The 19,664-nt window shown below is 40.4% G+C and carries 15 protein-coding genes and 3 pseudogenes; all 18 read left to right on the plus strand.

Annotated features, from left to right (window positions below; all coding sequences use genetic code 11):
• Positions 1 to 17 precede the first annotated feature (17 nt).
• Positions 18 to 1,461 (plus strand): annotated as a pseudogene (locus KHN78_RS22115) (SLBB domain-containing protein); the annotation flags it as partial.
• A 107-nt stretch (positions 1,462 to 1,568) separates the two neighbouring features.
• Positions 1,569 to 2,666: pseudogene (locus tag KHN78_RS22120) on the plus strand (SLBB domain-containing protein); the annotation flags it as partial.
• A gap of 409 nt (positions 2,667 to 3,075) precedes the next feature.
• On the plus strand, positions 3,076 to 3,459 hold the full coding sequence (locus KHN78_RS05255) for a four helix bundle protein (RefSeq protein WP_211915535.1): 384 nt from the start codon (positions 3,076 to 3,078) through the stop codon (positions 3,457 to 3,459).
• 75 nt (positions 3,460 to 3,534) lie between these two features.
• Entirely contained in the window at positions 3,535 to 4,515 is a 981-nt protein-coding gene (locus KHN78_RS05260) for a Wzz/FepE/Etk N-terminal domain-containing protein (protein ID WP_211915534.1), read from the plus strand.
• Positions 4,516 to 4,716: 201 nt separating this feature from the next.
• Positions 4,717 to 5,790, plus strand: coding sequence for a dTDP-glucose 4,6-dehydratase (gene rfbB / locus KHN78_RS05265; protein ID WP_211915533.1), 1,074 nt, complete (start codon positions 4,717 to 4,719; stop codon positions 5,788 to 5,790).
• 87 nt (positions 5,791 to 5,877) lie between these two features.
• Positions 5,878 to 6,765, plus strand: a complete 888-nt coding sequence (gene rfbA / locus KHN78_RS05270; protein ID WP_211915532.1) for a glucose-1-phosphate thymidylyltransferase RfbA — start codon at positions 5,878 to 5,880, stop codon at positions 6,763 to 6,765.
• Positions 6,765 to 7,646 (plus strand): dTDP-4-dehydrorhamnose reductase, encoded by an 882-nt coding sequence (rfbD, locus tag KHN78_RS05275; RefSeq protein ID WP_211915531.1) that lies wholly within the window; start codon positions 6,765 to 6,767, stop codon positions 7,644 to 7,646. The genes rfbA and rfbD overlap by 1 nt, the downstream gene beginning before the upstream one ends.
• Positions 7,647 to 7,650: 4 nt before the next feature.
• Positions 7,651 to 8,196, plus strand: a complete 546-nt coding sequence (gene rfbC, locus KHN78_RS05280; protein ID WP_211915530.1) for a dTDP-4-dehydrorhamnose 3,5-epimerase — start codon at positions 7,651 to 7,653, stop codon at positions 8,194 to 8,196.
• Between the two features lie 26 nt (positions 8,197 to 8,222).
• Positions 8,223 to 9,440 carry a flippase gene (locus KHN78_RS05285; protein ID WP_211915529.1) on the plus strand — a complete coding sequence of 406 codons (1,218 nt, stop codon included), beginning with the start codon at positions 8,223 to 8,225 and terminating at the stop codon, positions 9,438 to 9,440.
• Entirely contained in the window at positions 9,433 to 10,653 is a 1,221-nt protein-coding gene (locus KHN78_RS05290) for an O-antigen polymerase (protein ID WP_211915528.1), read from the plus strand. Before KHN78_RS05285 ends, KHN78_RS05290 begins: the two co-directional genes overlap by 8 nt.
• The gene (locus KHN78_RS05295) at positions 10,646 to 11,452 is read left to right on the plus strand and encodes a glycosyltransferase (protein ID WP_211915527.1); all 807 of its coding nucleotides are present in this window, start codon (positions 10,646 to 10,648) and stop codon (positions 11,450 to 11,452) included. The genes KHN78_RS05290 and KHN78_RS05295 overlap by 8 nt, the downstream gene beginning before the upstream one ends.
• Positions 11,436 to 12,296, plus strand: coding sequence for a glycosyltransferase (locus KHN78_RS05300; protein ID WP_211915526.1), 861 nt, complete (start codon positions 11,436 to 11,438; stop codon positions 12,294 to 12,296). The genes KHN78_RS05295 and KHN78_RS05300 overlap by 17 nt, the downstream gene beginning before the upstream one ends.
• Entirely contained in the window at positions 12,296 to 13,384 is a 1,089-nt protein-coding gene (locus KHN78_RS05305) for a glycosyltransferase (protein WP_211915525.1), read from the plus strand. The genes KHN78_RS05300 and KHN78_RS05305 overlap by 1 nt, the downstream gene beginning before the upstream one ends.
• 256 nt (positions 13,385 to 13,640) lie before the next feature.
• A pseudogene (locus tag KHN78_RS05310) lies at positions 13,641 to 14,684 on the plus strand (ISAs1 family transposase).
• 89 nt (positions 14,685 to 14,773) lie between these two features.
• Positions 14,774 to 15,868 (plus strand): glycosyltransferase family 4 protein, encoded by a 1,095-nt coding sequence (locus tag KHN78_RS05315; RefSeq protein WP_211915524.1) that lies wholly within the window; start codon positions 14,774 to 14,776, stop codon positions 15,866 to 15,868.
• 8 nt (positions 15,869 to 15,876) lie between these two features.
• The gene (locus tag KHN78_RS05320; protein ID WP_211915523.1) at positions 15,877 to 16,791 is read left to right on the plus strand and encodes an NAD-dependent epimerase/dehydratase family protein; all 915 of its coding nucleotides are present in this window, start codon (positions 15,877 to 15,879) and stop codon (positions 16,789 to 16,791) included.
• Between the two features lie 3 nt (positions 16,792 to 16,794).
• The gene (locus KHN78_RS05325; protein ID WP_211915522.1) at positions 16,795 to 17,343 is read left to right on the plus strand and encodes a sugar transferase; all 549 of its coding nucleotides are present in this window, start codon (positions 16,795 to 16,797) and stop codon (positions 17,341 to 17,343) included.
• Between the two features lie 215 nt (positions 17,344 to 17,558).
• The gene (locus tag KHN78_RS05330) at positions 17,559 to 19,508 is read left to right on the plus strand and encodes a polysaccharide biosynthesis protein (RefSeq protein ID WP_211915521.1); all 1,950 of its coding nucleotides are present in this window, start codon (positions 17,559 to 17,561) and stop codon (positions 19,506 to 19,508) included.
• The last annotated feature ends 156 nt before the right edge of the window (positions 19,509 to 19,664 follow it).

Here is a 19,664-nt window from a genome sequence, read left to right on the forward strand (position 1 = left end):
TTTTATAGCGAATGACCATGCTTAAAGGAACTTTTTCCATTGCCGCTTTTGCATTGGCAAGTATGTTTGCGCCATTCTCGTATGCGCAAACTCCAACCCCCGCTCAGATCCAAATGTTTAAGAGCTTACCGGCTGACCAGCAACAAGCATTGGCAAGTCAGTACGGAGTATCTTTACCATCTGGCGCTTCTCAACCAAGCAGTTATGAAAACCCACAAGTAGTGGATGCTCGCCCAGCAACGAACGAAACAGAAGAAAGCACCAGAGGCCCAGAGGACGATGCACAAGCTAAAACAGGCTTGAAACGTTTTGGTTTGGACCTGTTTGCGGGCTCGCCAAGTACATTTGCTCCGATCAGTGATGTACCTGTTCCTGCGGATTACACGGTAGGTCCAGGGGATGAGATCGTTATTCAGCTATTTGGTAAAGAGAATACCACTAACCGTTTACGAGTAAGTCGTGAGGGCGTGATAAACTTCCCATCACTTGGTCCAGTTCAAGTGGCGGGTATGACGTTCTCAGAAGTGCGTGATTCTTTAAACCAACGCGTGAGAGAACAAATGATTGGCGTGCGCAGTGATATCTCACTGGGTGAAATGCGCACTATGCAAATCTTTGTGATGGGTGATGCTTACAAGCCAGGTGCTTACACGGTGAGTGCGTTAACCACTATCTCTCAAGCGATCTATTACAGCGGCGGTTTTAGCGAAAGTGGTGCACTGCGTAATGTACAGCTAAAGCGAAATGGCCAAGTGATCCGCAAGTTAGACATGTATGACTTACTGCTGCGTGGCGATGCCCGTAATGATGTTCGTCTATTACCGGGTGATGTGGTGTTCATTGGCGCGGTCGGTAATACCATTTCGATTGATGGTGAAGTGAACCGCCCTGCGATTTATGAAATCAAATCAGGCGAGACCTACAAGCAAGCATTTCAGCTAGCGGGTGGCTTTACCGCCAATGCTTACCGCGATCAAATTGAAGTAAAACGTTACGCAGCAAAAGGCGGACGTGATTTAGTGACACTTAACTTCACTCAATCTCATGACCAACAAATTAAAGTCAAAGATGGTGATACAGTGAGCGTACCAACGAAGAGTGAAGAGTTAACGCGCTTTGTTCAAGTTGAGGGTGATGTTCGTCATTCAGGCTTTTTAGAGTGGAAACCAGGCTTACGCATTGCGGATCTATTCCAATCTGTTGATACCGCGTTTAAATCGACTGCAGATGTCAATTACGCGGTTGTGGTACGTGAGGTCAACGCTCAGCGTGATATTGAAGTTTTCCAACTTAACTTGGCGAAAGCGATTTTAGCACCAAACAGTGAAGACAACTTGCAACTGCATTCTCGTGACCGAGTGTTGGTGTTTAACCGCTTAAGTAATAAAGGCATCGACTCTTTATTAGAAGTGGATGAAAAAGCCAAGAGCTTTGAGCAAGCACAGCAACAAGCACAAGAGCAAATTCAACAAGAAGAGCAAGACCTCAGCGCAGCAACCAGCACGGTAACCGGCAAAGAAGTCCGTATGATGTGGCAAGGTGAAGAGGTGACTCCTGAACAAATCCAAGACCTCAAGCAGAACACACGTTCTTCATTACTGGCACCAGTACTGCTTAAACTTCAACAGCAATCTCGTTTAGGCTTAGCACCACAAATTGCTGAAGTCACAGGTGAGGTGAAATACCCTGGCCGTTACCCAATTACGCCGCGTATGAAAGTGTCTGATTTGTTAGAGGCTGCGGGGGGGTTAACTTACGGTGCATTTACGATTAACGCAGAACTTGCACGCTCGGTGATTAATAACATTGATGAGCGTGCGTCTATTGATATCGAGCGTATTGATCTTCGCAAAGCGATTCAAGGTGATGTGAATAACGATGTGATCATTGTTGGCCGTGACAGATTGAACGTATTGCAAAAGCCGAACGTGAAGCTACAAAGCACAGTCATGCTGCAAGGTGAAGTTCGCTTCCCTGGTTCGTACACGGTTCGCCAAGGCGAGACAATGAGTGAGTTACTAGAACGTGCTGGTGGCTTAACCGAATTTGCTCACCCAATGGGCGCAATCTTTACTCGTGAAGCGCTGCGCTTGCAAGAGCAAAAACTGCTAAACCAATACGCCGCAGATATGCGAGCAGAAACGGCGAAGAAGACATTCCGCGCAGACAGCAATCTTGGTTCTGTCATCTCTGATCCGGATAAAACGTTAGCCTTTGTTGAGGAGGCAAGCCGCAGCAAAGCCCTTGGCCGTATGGTGGTGCAACTTAACCGTATCTTGAAGCATGATCGCTCGGCAGACTTTATGCTGGAAGACGGTGACTTCCTGTTTGTACCAACGTTCCGCAATACAGTATCCGTCATGGGTGAGGTACAAGTACCGATCACTTACTTACTTGATAACAAGTTAGATGTGGACGATTACCTAAACAAAGCGGGCGGCGCGAAGAAGCAAGCCGATGAAGATCGCATCTTTGTTGTGCGCGCAGATGGCTCGGTTTACAAACCAACCTCTGGCTACTGGTTCGGCAACAATAACCAAGAACTCCAAGCTGGCGACACAATCGTTGTTCCAATCGACACCGATTACCGCGATGCGCTAAGTACCTGGACAGCCGCAACACAGATCCTATACCAAACTGGTGTAGCGATTAACGCGTTGAAATAACGGGAAAGAAAGGCCCTAGGAAAACACAGGTCCTAGGGCCTAGAATTTTGGAATATAGATTACGGAACGCTTCGCTTATGGAATACAGGCTCTTGCACGTTTTTCCAGCGAGCAAAGCGAGACTAGGAATCTACTTGCAGCGAGTACTTAGTTAAGTAGGAATACAGAATACTTCGCTTACTGAATACGGGCTCTTGTCTGTTATTCCAGCGAGTCGAAGCGAGACTAGGAATCTACTTACTGCGGGTACTCAGTTAAGTAGGAATACCGAGTGCTTCGCTGACAGATTACAGAAATGTAGATTTGGAATATCGAAATCATAAAATTCCGTATTCCGTATTCCGTATTCCGTATTCCGTATTCCGTATTCCGTATTCCGTATTCTGCAACCTTTAGATAAGGATATCTGTTGAGGTTTAAGCAACTTAGAGTATGGCAACAAGCTTGCCGACTGTCTTGTGATATATACAAGATGATGGAAACATGCCGAGACTTTGGTTTTAAAGATCAAATCACCCGTTCTGGATTATCAATCCCATCGAATATTGCTGAGGGAGAAGAACGGGAATCAATTAAAGACCAAATTCGGTTTTTAAATATTGCAAAGTCGTCAACGGCAGAGTTCATTACTCAAGTCTATATCGGCATTGAAATTGGATACATCGAGAAAGCGTCCGGTTTGGGTCTCATTCAAGAGGCTGAATCCATCGCAGCGACTCTTGGACGGTTGATTAAAACAAAGAGAAACCGTTTAAATGAAGATGCTGCAGAGTACGATGTCCGTAATCCGTAATCCGTAATCCGTAATCCGTAATCCGTAATTATTTTTTCGATCCTAGAACCTAGGATCCTAGGACCTTATACACCAATGGAACCACAAAAAGAACACCCACAACATTACCTACCGTACCCACCACACAGCCAACAACCTGCGGATGACGAAATCGACTTGCGCGAACTGTTCGTTGCATTGTGGAAAGGTAAGTGGATCATCATAGCAACCACATTTGTCTTCGCCGTTGGTGCGGCACTTTACGCACTAAGCCTACCAAATATCTACAAATCGGATGCGTTGCTTGCTCCTGCAGAAAGCTCGGGTGGTGGTGGCCTTTCAAAAATGGCAGGGCAACTGGGCGGACTAGCGGCTCTAGCTGGTGTGAACTTGGGGGCAGGTGAATCCTCTCAAACCGATTTAGCTGTTCAAGTAATGAAGTCTCGCCAGTTTGTTGAAGCATTCATCAACAAACATGATTTACTTGTGCCATTAATGGCAGCTAAAGATTGGGATTTAGCGAACAATAAGCTGATTCTGGATGAAGAGCTTTATAACCCAACTACAGGTGAGTGGTTGCGTGAGGCAAAAGGCCTACGTGGTGCAACACCAACGGCACAAGAAGCGTTTGAAGTGTTCAGTAAAGAGGTCTTGAGCGTTAGCCAAGACAAAGAAAGCGGCTTGTATACGGTCTCAGTTAAAAACTACTCACCATATATAGCGCAGCAATGGGTTAATTGGTTAATTGAAGACATCAATAAAGTAATGCGTGAACGCACGATTGCGGAAACCTCACAAAACCTAGCTTACCTAAATACCCAGTTACAAAAAACAGCCGTGGCTGACATGCAGAGCACGTTTTATAAACTGATTGAAGAGCAAACCAAGAGCCTGATGCTAGCTGAAGTACAAGAAGAGTTCATCTTTAAAGTCGTTGATCCGGCAGTGGTCCCTGAGCTGAAAGATGGGCCGAAACGCGCACTGATTTGTGTGTTAGGTACATTGCTTGGTGGCATGTTGGGTGTGGCGATTGTTCTAGTACGCTTTGCGTTTCGAAAAGAAGATACAGAGGGCTGAGAACCTAGGACCTAGGCTTTGCATTACCTATTGGGGCTAGTTTGGCAAGATGTTTGAAATCAAACAATTACAACGAGATGGCTAAGTCTGGTTGTCTCATTTTGAATAAAAAGTGTCTCAGGTGGTTTTGAATATCTGAGATGGAAAATGGAAGTTTTGAAGCACTCTAAGTAGTGTTGTATAACGTTGGTAAGTTAAAAAATGAAAATACTTGTGACTGGCGGTGCGGGCTTTATTGGCTCTGCAGTAGTGCGCCACATCATCGAAAACACCTCGGATAGTGTTGTTAATGTCGATTGTCTAACCTATGCAGGCAACCTTGAATCTTTAGCTTCAGTAGAATCAAGCGAGCGTTACGCGTTTGAGCAAGTAAACATTTGCGATAGAGCAGAGCTTAACCGAGTGTTTGACAGTCACAAGCCGGATGCAGTGATGCACTTAGCGGCAGAATCACACGTTGACCGTTCAATCACAGGCCCAGCTGCTTTCATTGAAACCAATATTATCGGTACGTATACACTACTTGAAGCGACGCGCGAATACTGGAATAAGCTCGATGAGACGGCGAAACAAGCATTCCGCTTCCACCACATTTCTACGGATGAAGTGTATGGTGATTTGCCACATCCAGATGAAGTTGAAGCGGGCACGGTGCTACCGATGTTCTTGGAAACCACTCCGTATGCGCCATCAAGCCCTTACTCCGCATCAAAAGCATCCAGTGACCATTTAGTTCGTGCATGGCTGCGCACTTATGGTATGCCGACCATCGTGACTAACTGCTCGAACAACTACGGTCCTTATCACTTTCCTGAGAAATTGATCCCACTCGTTATTCTTAATGCCCTAGAAGGTAAAGACCTTCCGATTTATGGTAAAGGTGACCAAATCCGTGATTGGCTATTTGTGGAAGACCACGCCCGTGCACTATACAAAGTAGTAACCGAAGGTAAGGTTGGTGAGACATACAACATTGGCGGTCATAACGAGAAGAAAAACATCGAAGTGGTGAACACAATTTGTGACATTTTGGACGCGCTAGTACCAAAAGATACCAAGTACGCTGAGCAAATTACCTACGTTCAGGACCGTCCTGGCCATGACCGTCGCTATGCGATTGATTCAAGTAAAATGCAAAAAGAGCTCGGTTGGGCACCGGTTGAAACGTTTGAAACCGGACTTCGAAAGACCGTTCAATGGTATCTAGATAACCAACAGTGGTGCCAAAACGTTCAAGACGGCAGCTACCAACGCGAACGTTTAGGTATTAACTGATCGCACTCTATCTTCTACAAATATTTGTGGCTCTAGATCCTAGTTTTTCCTAGGAACTATGCCCTACCAACCAAGGATCTATTTCTAATGAAAGGTATTGTACTTGCGGGCGGTTCTGGTACTCGTCTTTACCCATTAACGCGCGGTGTATCTAAACAGCTTTTGCCGATTTACGATAAACCAATGGTGTTCTACCCAATTTCAACTCTGATGCTGGCGGCTATTCGCGATATCTTGATCATTACCACGCCAGAAGACCAAGCTGGCTTCAAGCGTTTGTTGGGTGATGGGACTGATTTTGGTATCAATTTAGAGTATGCGATTCAACCAAACCCTGATGGTTTAGCACAAGCGTTTATTATTGGTGAAGAATTCATTGGTGATGACAGTGTGTGTTTGGTGCTGGGCGATAACATCTTCTATGGCCAATCATTTTCAGACACGTTAAAGCGCGCAGCAGCGCGCGAATCTGGTGCGACGGTGTTTGGTTATCAAGTAAAAGATCCAGAGCGTTTTGGCGTCGTGGAGTTTGATGCCAACATGAAAGCCGTGTCGATTGAAGAAAAGCCATTAACACCAAAGTCAAACTATGCGGTTACGGGGTTGTACTTTTACGATAACCGTGTGGTAGAAATGGCTAAGCAAGTGAAGCCTTCTCATCGTGGTGAGTTAGAAATCACCACGCTCAACGAACTGTATCTAAATGATGGTTCACTCAATGTGGAACTTTTAGGTCGCGGTTTCGCGTGGTTAGATACAGGCACTCACGAAAGTCTGCATGAAGCCTCTTCTTTTGTTCAAACCATAGAGCATGTACAGGGCTTGAAAGTCGCATGTTTGGAAGAAATCGCATGGCGCAATGGCTGGTTATCGGATGAACAAGTGTTAACACTTGCAGAGCCGATGATGAAAAATGATTACGGACAGTATTTAGCCCGCTTGGTGAATGAAAGAAAAATTAAGGCGAATGTATAATGCGAGTTTTAGTCACAGGTTGTAACGGGCAGGTAGGTCATTGCCTAACAGAAATTCTTTCCAACACTGAAAACGTTGTCTTGTTGGCTGTTGATAGAGAAGAGCTTGATATCACCAATCAAGAAGTGGTGAATGCAGCAGTAAAAGCTTTTAAGCCGACAATCATCATCAACGCAGCAGCGCATACGGCGGTTGATAAAGCCGAACAAGAAGTGGAACTTTCATTCGCAATTAACCGTGATGGTCCTAAATATCTAGCTGTGGCAGGGCAAGGAGTTGGTGCTGCAATCCTTCATATTTCGACAGATTATGTTTTTGAAGGTAACAAAGTCGGCGAGTATGTAGAGAGCGACGCGACCAATCCTCAAACTGTTTACGGTGCTAGCAAGCTAGCAGGAGAGGTTGCAGTTGCTGAGGCGTGTGATCAGCATGTTATTTTACGCACTGCATGGGTGTTTGGCGAGCATGGCAACAACTTTGTTAAGACCATGCTTCGTCTAGCAGCAAATCGTGATGAGTTAAGTATTGTTGGTGACCAATTTGGCGGTCCTACCTACGCAGGCGACATTGCTAAAGTACTTGTTGAAATAGCCAAAACCATATCAAATGATAAACCAGTAGAGTATGGAGTATACCATTATTCGGGGTTGCCACATGTAAGCTGGTATGAATTCGCGAATGCAATTTTTGATACCGCAGTTGAACATGGCGTCTTAGAAAATAAGCCAACTCTATCCAGCATTGCGACAGAACAATACCCAACGCCAGCCAAGCGTCCTAGCAACTCGAAACTAAGTACGAGAAAAATCGACGAGGCGTTTGCCATCGAAGCAAGTGATTGGCAAATCGCATTAACAAGCATTAAAGCATACGCGGAATAATACTATGAAAGTTATCGATACAAACATTCCAGATGTGAAGATCATCGAACCTACAGTATTTGGTGATGAGCGTGGTTTTTTTATGGAAACCTGGAACCAAAAGCGATTCGAAGAATTAGTCACAGGAAAACCAACGAGGTTTGTACAAGATAATCATTCCAAATCTAAGAAAGGGATTTTGAGAGGACTACACTACCAAACAGAAAATACACAAGGTAAACTGGTTCGTGTAGTTTCAGGGGAGGTATTTGATGTCGCAGTGGACATCCGTAAAGATTCACCAACCTTTGGGATGTGGATCGGTGAGTATCTTTCGGCTGAAAACAAACGGCAGTTATGGATACCAGAAGGTTTTGCTCATGGGTTTTATGTTACTAGTGATGAAGCTGAATTTGTATACAAGTGTACAGATTATTATAATCCTGAATATGAACTCTCAATTAAATGGAATGATGAAACCTTAAGAGTTAATTGGCCTATAATCAAATCCCCGATATTATCGGAAAAAGATACCAAAGGAGTTTCATTTTTATTGAGTGCTACACTTTAAGTGTATTGTGATACCTCAAATAAATTATGAAAAACTCAATTTTTAACTTAATTAGTTTTGTTATCCCCGCTTTGTTTATGTTTATCTCAATGGGGGTTTTATCAAGATATTTAGATGCGGAAGTTCTAGGTTTATATGTGCTTATTGTTACATTTTTAAACTATGGAATGATATTTGATTTTGGGCTCTCTCAATCAGCCATTTGGAGATTGTCTTCTAAAGATAGAGTGGAAAGCATAAACGAAATATTTACAACATTACTCTATGCTATGTGTATATTATCGATTATACCATCTACTATTATTTTAGTATTCTCTGAACATCTTGTTGATTTGGTAAATGTAAGCGAAGGCTATATTGATGATGCAAGTCTGTCGTTTAAAATTATTGGTGTAATAATTCCTTTAGTGACAACTCTAAACTTAATGCAAGCAGTTTTAGAAGGGTTTTCTAAATATAAATTATTGATGTATATAAGAGTGTTTAATAATGTGCTAACGGCTCTAATGCCATGCTTTATGATTTCGTTAGGCATATATTCGTTAAGTGATTTGATATTTGCTTTTGCAATAACAAAGATATTCTTTTTTCTTGTTCTTATCTTTGTGTTTTATATAGAGAAAATCACATTATTTCCAACTCCAAATTTCTTTGATAAAAATATACTTGTGAAGTTATTTTCTTTTGGAAAGTGGATTGGATTGAGTAATTTGATAAATCAAGGCCTCCTTTATTCAGATCGATTTATTATATCAAGCGTGCTCGGTGCAAACGTAGTGGTTTATTATACAATGGCGTTGGATCTTGTTGGTAAAATGGCAATTCTTCCTCAATCAATATATCGTGTCATATTTACGGAAATAAATGGTGGCAAAAAAATTGATGAAAGATTATATATATCGATAGCGATGCTATTTTTGACGGTTAGTGGATTTGTTTTCTTTTTATCACCCACAATAGTTAAAATTTGGCTTGGTGATGCTTATGTTGAGAAAACATCCAATATAATACAATGGCTATTAATTGGTTTTTGGTTTAATGCCTTATCCCAAAAACCCTATACAGAGTTATTATCAAAAGGCAAAACCGCAATAATATCTAAGATCCACTTGTTTGAAATTTTACCTTATATTTTTGCGTTGTTTCTTGCTGTTAATAGTTTTGGGATCGTCGGCGCTGCTATCGTTTGGAGTTTAAGGATGATATTGGATTATGCTTTGATGAAGTATTTTAATAATGGGTGAGTATTTATATATATCTGTACTAGTCTTGCTTTTCTTTATTTTTATAGAATTGTATCTTGCTAAATACAGAACAATACATTTGGTATCACCAGTAGTTATTAATAGTTTATGTTGGCTTATACCAATTTTCTTTGGTCTAACAAAGATTGATGATTTTAATGAAATTGAATCTTGGGTGATAATAACCATATCTGTTTGGTGTGTTGGGCTAAACTTATTTTTCCTAACTGGGTCTTTTTTTACTAAAAAAAGCAGATCAACAGATAGTTACCATTTGAACAAATATGCCCCTATATTATTGTTGTTTAGTGTTTTATTGGTATTAAAGATAACTTATGATATTTATGTTATAGGAAATACTGCTTCTAGTTCGTCTTTTTTTCTAAATTTGAGAATGGTGGCTATTGGTTCAATTAAAAGCAATCAGTTATCAATAGTTAGCGCATTCTATCCCCTCATGTATGCCTTATTGCTTTGGACATTCTATATTAGTTTGGAGAGTAGGAGTTACTCTAAAATATTCTTGTTCTGCTTAACTTTCTCTATATTGTATGTCCTAGCAACTATGAGTAAGTTTTGGTTGCTGAATTATGTTGTTAGCTTATCTGTTATTTATGTTAATAATAAGGGTTTTAAGTCATTAAAAAAATTGTTTTTTGGTTCAATCATAATTCTCTTCATGTTTTTTATAATGACTCAGGCTCGTATTAATAACGCCGGAAATGCTTCTGTTATTGAAGATATGATCGTTTCGTACTTATTTGCTCCTATAGTTGCTCTTAACGATGTTACGATAACAACTGTAGATAAAAATCAATTAGGAGAATATACTTTTTCTTCTTTCTATAATATCTTGAGATTTTTTGGTTTAAGCTCATCTGAACCTATATCAGGAATCTTGCCATATACGTTTACCCCCGAGGAAACCAATATTTACACAGCTCTTCAGCCTTTTATCTCTGACTTTGGAAAAGGAGGGATTATATTAGGTGGAGTGATATATGTGTTATTTTATTGTGTGACATTTATTATGTCGTCTAAATATACTACTATGTTTATTATTTATGCATCAATGACAGGATCTTTATTTCTACAGTTTCTAACTGAAACGCTGATGATGAATTTGACGGGGAATGTTAAAATAATTTTTTGTGTTATCTTGATTAGAATTTTCTTTTTAAATAAGCAAAAGTTTGAGAAATTTAATGTTTAGTGTTGTGATTGTTACTTATAACCCAAGTGAAACATTGCTTAGGTTTGTTGATGAATTGTTTACGGTTGATGGGATTCAAATAATTATTGTTGATAATGCAAGTTCAAGTTTTGACTTTTCCACAGTTATGGATAAGGTGAAATTAATACGGCTGAAATTCAATGAAGGTATTGCTAAGGCTCAAAACATAGGTGTTGAGTATTCCACTAAGAACGAAATTTTCTTTTTTGATCAAGATAGTTTTATTTCTGCAAAAAGCTTAATTGGAATTTTAGAATATAAGAAAATAAACAATAACGTTAATTTTGGTGTGATTGCCCCTTTTGTGGATAAATTAGCCATAAAAGACAAATATATATATGAAGCTTCTGATGTTTTTATTGATACCGATATTATACAATCATCAGGATGTTTGATTTCAAAAGATGTTTATTTGGCGATGGGGGGTATGGATGAAAAGTTATTTATCGACTGTGTTGAATATGATTTCCATTTCCGCTTGAGGGCATCGGGCTACAAAAATTTAATATTAAAGAATATAAAAATGAAGCACGAGTTTGGTAAGCCAGGAGTTAAGCGAAATAATAAAGAATATGTGAGACACACACCCATTCGATATTTCTACTCCTCTAGGAATGGTGTTTTTTTGGCAAGGCAGGGATATATACCAAGGCGATATCGGGCTGATTTTGCGTTATCTTTTTTGAGGGGGATCAAGTCATTGCTGTTGAACGGTAGCTTAAGTATCAAGAGTTATTTTTATTGTTTTAAAGGTTTTTTTTATGGACTATTCTTATGATTTAACAGTTGCAATATGCACATATAATCGATGTGATATTTTAAATCAAACTTTGAGTGTTTTAAATAAGCAAATTAAAAATTGTGAATTTGACATTCAAGTAATTATTATTGATAACAACTCCTCGGATAATACTAAAAATGTCGTAAAATTCAATAATTTATTGGAATGTTATCATTTCGAAGAAAAAGCTGGATTATCGCACGCCAGAAACGCTGCTTTAGATTTATCCGAAGGTCGCTATATATGTTTCATCGATGACGATGCAGTACCATGTGAGAATTGGCTAAATAATGTAGTAACTGCAACTAAGAATAATCCTGACATTGAATTTTTTGGTGGACGAATAATTCCTGATCCTGAGGTCGATCTTCCTCTTTGGTTTGATAGCGCTTTTTGGGGACTTTACTCGTTACAAGACTTTGGAACGGATTTGAAAGTTTATCCGACAAGAGTTGGACCAGTGGGCGCTAATATGATTCTCTCGATGAAAGCGGTAGGATCGGAACGTTTTGACCCTAGATTGGGAAGAATTGGAAACAACTTATTATCTGGTGAAGAAACCGAGTTCTTAATAAGGTTGGGTTTTTTAGATAAAAAATCTATGTACTTGGGAAATGCAAGTGTTATACATAAATTTCCTCGTACTCGTTATGAAAAAAAATGGGCTGTCGAACGCTTTAAGGCTGATGGTATATCTACAAGAGTAATGTTACGTGTGACACCATCATTTCGAGGCTTTCTTTCTCCAATGTATAACTTATTGATTTCTTTGAAATGGAAGAATTCGTTTTATACATATTGTCATATTGTTAAGGTTGTTGGGTTCTTTAGAGGAAAGTGATGAATATTCTTTTTGTTGTTACAGGGCTCGGAATGGGAGGTGCAGAAAATTTAGTTATAAATTTAGCTGATTTTTATGTAGATAAAGGATACCGAGTTACAATCGTTTATTTGACAGGAGATATTTTTCTTAGACCTAACTCTAAAGAAGTGGATATTGTTTCTTTAGAAATGTTTGGCTATAAAGATATATTTTCGGGTTATATGAAGCTAAGGCGTTTGATTTTTGAGTTAAAACCGGATGTTGTACACAGTCATATGATTCATGCCAATTTATTATCACGATTAGTTAACGTTTTTCCATTAGGGCCTAAGTTGATTTGTACGGCTCATAGTACAAATGAGGGGGGGTATATTAGAATGTTAGCCTATCGGTTTACTGACCGTTTTTGCGATATGTTTACAAATGTAAGCAATGAGGCTGCAGATGTTTTTATTGCTAAAGGTGCAGCCAGGAAGGGGCGAATCATCGCTATTCCGAACGGAATAAATGCTAATATTTTTTACCCACGACACTCTCCTAATAGACACGATAAAATTCGATTAATAGCTGTTGGAAGACTGTGTAAAGAAAAGGACTATCCTAATTTATTGAGAGCTATTTCTAAACTTAAAATTGTATATCCCCAAATTCATCTAAAAATAGTTGGGGATGGCTCACTGAAATCTGAATTGAATTCTCTTGTTGATACGCTGGAAATTAAAACCCATGTGTCATTTTTGGGCACAAGAAAGGATGTTGCTGAACTGATTTCAGATAGCGATATTTTTGTTCTGTCATCTGAGTTTGAAGGATTCGGGCTCGCTGTTGCTGAGGCTATGGCTTGTGAAAAAGTGGTTGTAGCCACTGATTGTGGTGGTGTAAGGGAAGTTGTTGGGGATTGTGGCTTTTTGGTTGAGCCTAAGAATTCTGTATGGCTTGCAGAAAAAATAACTGAAGCGATCGAATTAAGTAGCGCTTCTAAGAAAGAAATGGGCATAAATGCGAGGCGTAGAGTTTTGGCACATTACTCTTTAGACTCTGCTGCAGAAAAGTATATAGCACTATATAGTAATTTAGTTAAAGGTGATAGTCCCAACTTTTATTGATTCTACTGTTTGAATGACATTAATAATTGGTTATTGAATGAAGTATTCCGATGAGTTGAGAGTGAAAAGGCAGACTGTGCTTGCTGGATAATCGCATGAACGAGCCCTTTCTTTAAGGGCTTACGTCAAATTGGCATCTTCTAATTTACAAGCCATTTCTTCAACATTCATCACAACACTGGAAACTCATTTTAGCTCAATTTGTACATCATTCTGACTGATGTTTAATGTTTCTGTACTTAATCGGAGCCAGATTGTGATGACAATAACGAACCCATTTATGTATTTCGAACTGATAAAAGATTATCGATCTTTTACGATCTGTGGTGAGCTATCTGGTTTTGATACGTGGGAAAGAACCTTTGATTTTGTTGAATGCTGAACCGAATTTCTTAAACCCCTTTGTGATATTGAGAATAGTATATTATCGCTTGCGTCATGGGCATGGTGAGCCCATCAGCGACGCAAAAGGGGCTGAAAGATTGTAATCAAATTACAGATGGTGAAGTGGTGGCGATAAATTGTAAAACCGTTCGCGGCCTTTATAATAAATCTGAAGAACGTTCTGCAATTCATATGGTCAGTGCATTTAGCGCAGTAAATCAAACTGTTTTAGGGCAAGTCAAAACAGGAGATAAGACCAATGAGATTAAAGCGATTCCAGAGCTATTAGAGTTACTCTCAATCAGAGGATGCCTTGTCACCATTGATGCCATGGGCTGCCAAAAAAACATTGCTAATAAAATCAGGGACAAAGGTTCTGACTACCTCTTAGCAGTAAAGGGTAATCAAAAAGCGCTAAACCAAGTGTTCCATTCAGGCATGTTACAGCAGTTTGATGGTGACCAATATGTCACCCAAGAGAAAGGCCATGGACGCTTAGAAACTCGATTGAGTTTAGTAGAGCACGATATGTCTTTACTTGGAGATATCGCACTTGAATGGCCGGGATTGAAAACTGTCGGTGTCGTGGTGTCGATAAGACAAGAAGGCAGTAGGCCAGCAGAGACGTGCAGATAAAGAGTTATATTAGCTCAGCGGAATTGTCTGCTAAAAACTTATTGGAAAGTACTCGGGCTCATTGGAGTATCGAGAACCAAATGCACTGGCGTTGGATGTCGGCTTCAATGAAGATAGTTGTAGGATACGTCGAGAACTGGCAGGAGAGAATTTTGCAGTTGTTAGGCACATTGCTCTCAATCTGTTAACGGCAGAAACTAGCTTTAAAGCAGGTATTAAGCGGAAGCAAAAGAAAGCGAATAGAAATAACGCTTATCTATCGCAAGTCCTTGCAGGGTAAGGGGTCATAATCTTGCCCTACAAGAGTGTTTATGGATAGTGCTTAGTTAGTAGTTTTTGAGAATTTGGTTTAAGGCAGTGTAGGGTAATATGAAAATCATTCAATTAATAACTAGATCAGATACTGTAGGCGGGGCTCAAAAGTATATTCTAGAAACATCTGATAGGTTTCAGCAAGATGGTCATGAAGTCACGATAGTTGCTGGTGGATACGGTGTTTTTAGTAAAGAAGTTGAGAGAATAGGTTTAAAATATATAAGGTTAGACACTATTGTTCGAGAGTTCTCTTTTTTTAATGATCTGAAAAGTGTATTTTCTTTTCGTGATCTTGTTAAATCTTTACAACCTGAAGTCGTTGTTATTCATTCAGCTAAAGCTGGTCTTGTAGGGCGACTTGCACTAATCGGTGTTAACACCAAAGTCATATTTATTGCTCACGGGTGGTCACACATTCGCTCATCTCGTCTATTTGGGCGAAAATTATACAGCGTTATCGAGAATGTAATGTCATTCTTTTGTGATAAGGTAATCTGTATTTCAAAGCAAGACTTGGACTTCGCCAATGAACAATTGATGATATCTAAAAAGAAAACAAGTCTCATATATAGTGGTGTGCGTGATCCACTTACATGTAAAAAAATGTCATGCAATGCTGAGTATAATCTATTAACTGTCACCCGTTTTCAGCATCCCAAAGATTTTAGTACGCTTCTAACTGCAATGAAAGAGGTTGAGCTAGTTCATAGTAATTGGATTATTACAGTCTTGGGAGATGGTGACCAGTTTGAATATTATATGCATAAAACTGCTGAATTAGGCCTTTCGGGAAAAATTAAATTTTTAGGTTTTAAAGAAAAGTTGGGTGAATTTTATAAAGAGTGTGATTTGGTTTTTCTTATTTCAAAGTCTGAAGGATTGCCTTTGTCTCTCATCGAATCAATGTCTTATCGAAAACCGATTATAGCATCAAATGTTGGTGGCGTTTGTGAGTTAATTGAAGATGGAGTTACTGGTTATTTGGTTCCCCCATCAGACCCTAAAGCGTTATCTCAGGTTATTGTGGATGTGCTTTCCAAAACCAAAACAGAACTCGCAATTATGGGTGACAATTCTTATGAAAAATACAGAAATGAATTTAACTTCGAACAAATGATTAACAAGTTATATGAACATTTCAAATCTTAGGCTATAGAATGAAAATTTTACTGACAGGGGCCACAGGTTTTGTTGGTCAACGGTTAGCTCTGATACATAGTGATTGCCGTTGTGTTGTGCGTAAAGGTGAGGATTATGAATTTGAAGATAAATTTATAGTCGATAGTATTGATGCGAATACGAATTGGGTTCAGTGTTTTTATGATGTCAATGCGATAGTACATTTAGCAGGCATTGCCCATAAGATAGGGACATCAAGCAAAGACTACATCAATGTAAATACAGAAGGAACTTTGCGTTTAGCAAGTGAGGCCGCCAAATTTGGCGTAAAACGCTTTGTTTTTGTTAGTTCTATTGGTGTGAATGGAGTCACAACACAGCTTGAACGGTTCGCTCCTGACTCGACATTTAATCCGCATAATGATTATGCCCAATCTAAATATGAAGCAGAGCTAGGACTTAAGAAAATAGCGGAAGAAACAGGCCTAGAAGTCGTTATAGTCAGGCCTACTTTAGTTTATGGCCCTAACGCACCAGGTAATTTTGGGATGATAACGAAGTTAGTTAATAAATTACCGGTATTACCTTTTGGCTTGGCTAATAACCGAAGAGATTTCATCGCCGTCCAAAACTTAGCGGATTTACTGGTTACCTGTGCAACCCACCCAGACGCTACGGGACATACTTTTTTAGCGAGTGATGGTGAGACAGTTTCGATTAAAGAGTTTACTAATGCCATTGCTGATGGACTAGATAAAAACGTGATTCAACTGCCAGTGCCTGTGAGTCTAATGCGCTTAGTAGGTAAACTTACCGGTAAATCGGCCATGATTGAGCAGCTTTATGGTAACTTAGAAGTGGATTCTTCTAACATCAAAGAGGTGTTGGGTTGGACGCCTCCTTTAACAATGAAGCATGCAATGGCGACTTTGCGTGACTCAGGAGTAAAATAGTAAATGATCCGTTTAATTGATTTCCTAGCAGCCTTTTTTGGTTTGCTTTTTTTATGGCCAGTATTACTCATCGTTACCATCATTGGTCTATTTGATACGGGCTCACCAATTTTTGTTCAAGAGCGTGTTGGTCGTAATAAAAAACCGTTTAAACTGATCAAGTTCCGCACTATGTCGGTAGAAACCAAGTCAGTGGCGAGCCACTTAGCGAGCAATGCTTCTATTACCAAACTTGGCGGCTTTCTGCGTAAAACTAAGATTGATGAACTCCCACAATTGATTAATGTGGTAAAAGGTGAAATGAGTTTGGTCGGACCGCGCCCGAATTTGTTCAATCAAGAAGAGCTCATTGCAGAGCGTGATGCGAAGGGAGTCTATGAAGTATTGCCAGGCATTACGGGTTTAGCACAAGTACAAAACATTGATATGTCGACACCAGCGTTGCTTGCAAAAACAGATAAGCAAATGATCGATACGCTCACAGTCAAAGATTACTTCAAATACATCATGATGACGGTAACAGGAAGCGGCTCTGGGGACGCGGTTAAATAACCTCTCAAGCTATTGAACATTGAGTGGTATATCTGCCACTCTTTTTCCTATATCTTTCTAAGAATTCACGATATCAATTTGCAATCTACTGCGCTCGTGCATTACGCTTCACTGAAAACTTTCCTAGTTACGACGCTCTAAAATTCAAAACAATATGAATTGTAGATCTAAACTTACTAGGTTTATCGCTGATACTTACTAAAACTAATAATACTATGCAACGTCTACAATTTTTATGGCAACTTTCTCGAACAAATAAGCGAATAGTCAGTGTCTTGATTGATACGGTGCTGATTTTTCTTGCTTTTCATCTTGCAATTTTGGTCCGTTCAGGTGAAACCAATTACTTTACCTACCCTGCAGTATGGGGAATACAAGTGGTTGTCACCTTGATCACCGTGATTGTGTTTGCGCGGTTAGGGCTCTATCGTGCAGTACTGCGTTATCTCACTTTTCAAGCTCTGTTTGTTGTCACCGCTGGTGCATTAGTTTCTGCTACTGTTGTTGCAGCATTGAGCTTTTACATGAGTGATCCGTTCCCAAGAACGGTGCCGATCATTTATGGCGCATTCTTAGCGCTGTTCTGCGGTGGTCCTCGGGTGATCGTACGTTCTCTTGTCGCGCAAAGTTATGCGAATAACCAGAACAAAGAGGTACTCATCTACGGCGCAGGTTCCGGTGGTCGTCAACTCGCTATGGCATTAAGAAGCTCCGGCGAATATCGCGTTCGTGCTTTTGTTGATGGCGATCCGACACTGTGCAATACCATGATTTTAGGTTTGCCGGTGTTTGCAATAGAAGATGTCATGCCTGTCATCAATAAATACGACATTTCACAGATATTGCTAGCAGTACCCAGCGCGAAGCGTTCTCGAAGAAAGTTGATTTTAGATGATCTTGCTAAGTTACCCGTAGAGGTGCTCACTGTGCCAGATATGACGGATATTGTATCCGGTAAGGCACAAATTGATGAGCTTAAAGATGTCGCGATTGAAGATTTGCTAGGACGAGATCCTGTAGCACCACAACAAGTGCTTCTTGAGGCGAACATCAAAGATAAAGTGGTTATGGTGACAGGTGCCGGAGGCTCTATCGGTTCCGAGCTTTGTCGTCAGATTGTGGAGCAAAACCCAACATCGATCATTTTGTTTGAGTTATCGGAATTCGGTTTGTATCAAATTGACCGTGAGCTTAATCTGCTTAAGCAACAAAAAGGGTTGAGCTGCGATATCATTCCGCTGTTAGGCTCGGTACAAAGGCAGCATCGTCTAGAAACCATCATGGCATCGTTTAAAGTACAAACTGTGTATCATGCCGCCGCTTATAAGCACGTCCCGTTGGTGGAATACAATGTCATCGAAGGCGTGCGTAACAATGTTTACGGTACCTACTATACGGCTACTGCGGCCATTAAAGCAGGCGTCGAATCATTTGTTCTAATTTCTACCGACAAAGCGGTGCGCCCAACCAATGTAATGGGCACAACGAAGCGAATGGCGGAGCTTGGCTTACAAGCTTTGGCTGAGCAAGAGAACGAGAAAGCGAATGGCACTCGTTTTTGCATGGTGCGCTTTGGTAACGTGCTTGGCTCGTCTGGTTCTGTAATCCCATTATTTAAAAAGCAAATCGCAGCAGGTGGCCCAGTAACGGTAACGCATCCAGATATCACGCGTTACTTTATGACCATTCCAGAGGCTGCCCAACTTGTGATTCAAGCGGGTGCGATGGGCAAAGGTGGGGATGTGTTCGTACTTGATATGGGCGAATCCGTAAAAATTACCGATCTAGCATGCAATCTTATTCAGCTTTCGGGTTTAGAAGTTAAATCACATGAAAACCCACATGGTGATATTGAAATCCAGTTTGCAGGGCTTCGACCGGGTGAGAAGTTGTATGAAGAGTTGCTGATTGGCGATAATGTCAAGCAAACCGCTCATGAGCGTATTATGACGGCGCATGAAGTACACTTATCGTTGTCAGATTATGAATCGCTCATCAATGAACTTGATTTAGCCTGCCACGGAATGGACCATGAAAAAATTCGTTCATTGCTACTAAGCGCACCAACAGGTTTTAATCCAACTGATGGCATTGGCGATTTGGTTTGGAAGCATAACCATATTGATGAAGAGGTAATAAATATTCATCAAGCGGTCAATGAGTAAAGGATGGGCACCTAGTATGGTGCCCATTTTTGTATATGCGGTAAGCCTCGTAAAGGCATAGAGAATGCGGAACATTAACTCTAAATCGTTGCTGGTCAGCGTGTAGCTAATAGATTCCTAGTCTCGCCAAGGCTCGCAGGCATGACGATGTTGCGT

This window comes from Vibrio sp. B1REV9 (genome assembly GCF_905175395.2).
Taxonomy (GTDB): Bacteria; Pseudomonadota; Gammaproteobacteria; order Enterobacterales; family Vibrionaceae; genus Vibrio; species Vibrio alfacsensis.

Coding starts and splice junctions, on each gene's coding strand:
- KHN78_RS05305 (WP_211915525.1), top strand. CDS start 12,296: ATGAATATTCTTTTTGTTGTTACAGGGCTCGGAATGGGAGGTGCAGAA.
- rfbD (WP_211915531.1), top strand. CDS start 6,765: ATGCGAGTTTTAGTCACAGGTTGTAACGGGCAGGTAGGTCATTGCCTA.
- KHN78_RS05285 (WP_211915529.1), top strand. CDS start 8,223: ATGAAAAACTCAATTTTTAACTTAATTAGTTTTGTTATCCCCGCTTTG.
- rfbA (WP_211915532.1), top strand. CDS start 5,878: ATGAAAGGTATTGTACTTGCGGGCGGTTCTGGTACTCGTCTTTACCCA.
- KHN78_RS05320 (WP_211915523.1), top strand. CDS start 15,877: ATGAAAATTTTACTGACAGGGGCCACAGGTTTTGTTGGTCAACGGTTA.
- KHN78_RS05295 (WP_211915527.1), top strand. CDS start 10,646: ATGTTTAGTGTTGTGATTGTTACTTATAACCCAAGTGAAACATTGCTT.
- KHN78_RS05300 (WP_211915526.1), top strand. CDS start 11,436: ATGGACTATTCTTATGATTTAACAGTTGCAATATGCACATATAATCGA.
- KHN78_RS05290 (WP_211915528.1), top strand. CDS start 9,433: ATGGGTGAGTATTTATATATATCTGTACTAGTCTTGCTTTTCTTTATT.
- KHN78_RS05315 (WP_211915524.1), top strand. CDS start 14,774: ATGAAAATCATTCAATTAATAACTAGATCAGATACTGTAGGCGGGGCT.
- KHN78_RS05260 (WP_211915534.1), top strand. CDS start 3,535: ATGGAACCACAAAAAGAACACCCACAACATTACCTACCGTACCCACCA.
- rfbC (WP_211915530.1), top strand. CDS start 7,651: ATGAAAGTTATCGATACAAACATTCCAGATGTGAAGATCATCGAACCT.
- KHN78_RS05330 (WP_211915521.1), top strand. CDS start 17,559: ATGCAACGTCTACAATTTTTATGGCAACTTTCTCGAACAAATAAGCGA.
- KHN78_RS05325 (WP_211915522.1), top strand. CDS start 16,795: ATGATCCGTTTAATTGATTTCCTAGCAGCCTTTTTTGGTTTGCTTTTT.
- rfbB (WP_211915533.1), top strand. CDS start 4,717: ATGAAAATACTTGTGACTGGCGGTGCGGGCTTTATTGGCTCTGCAGTA.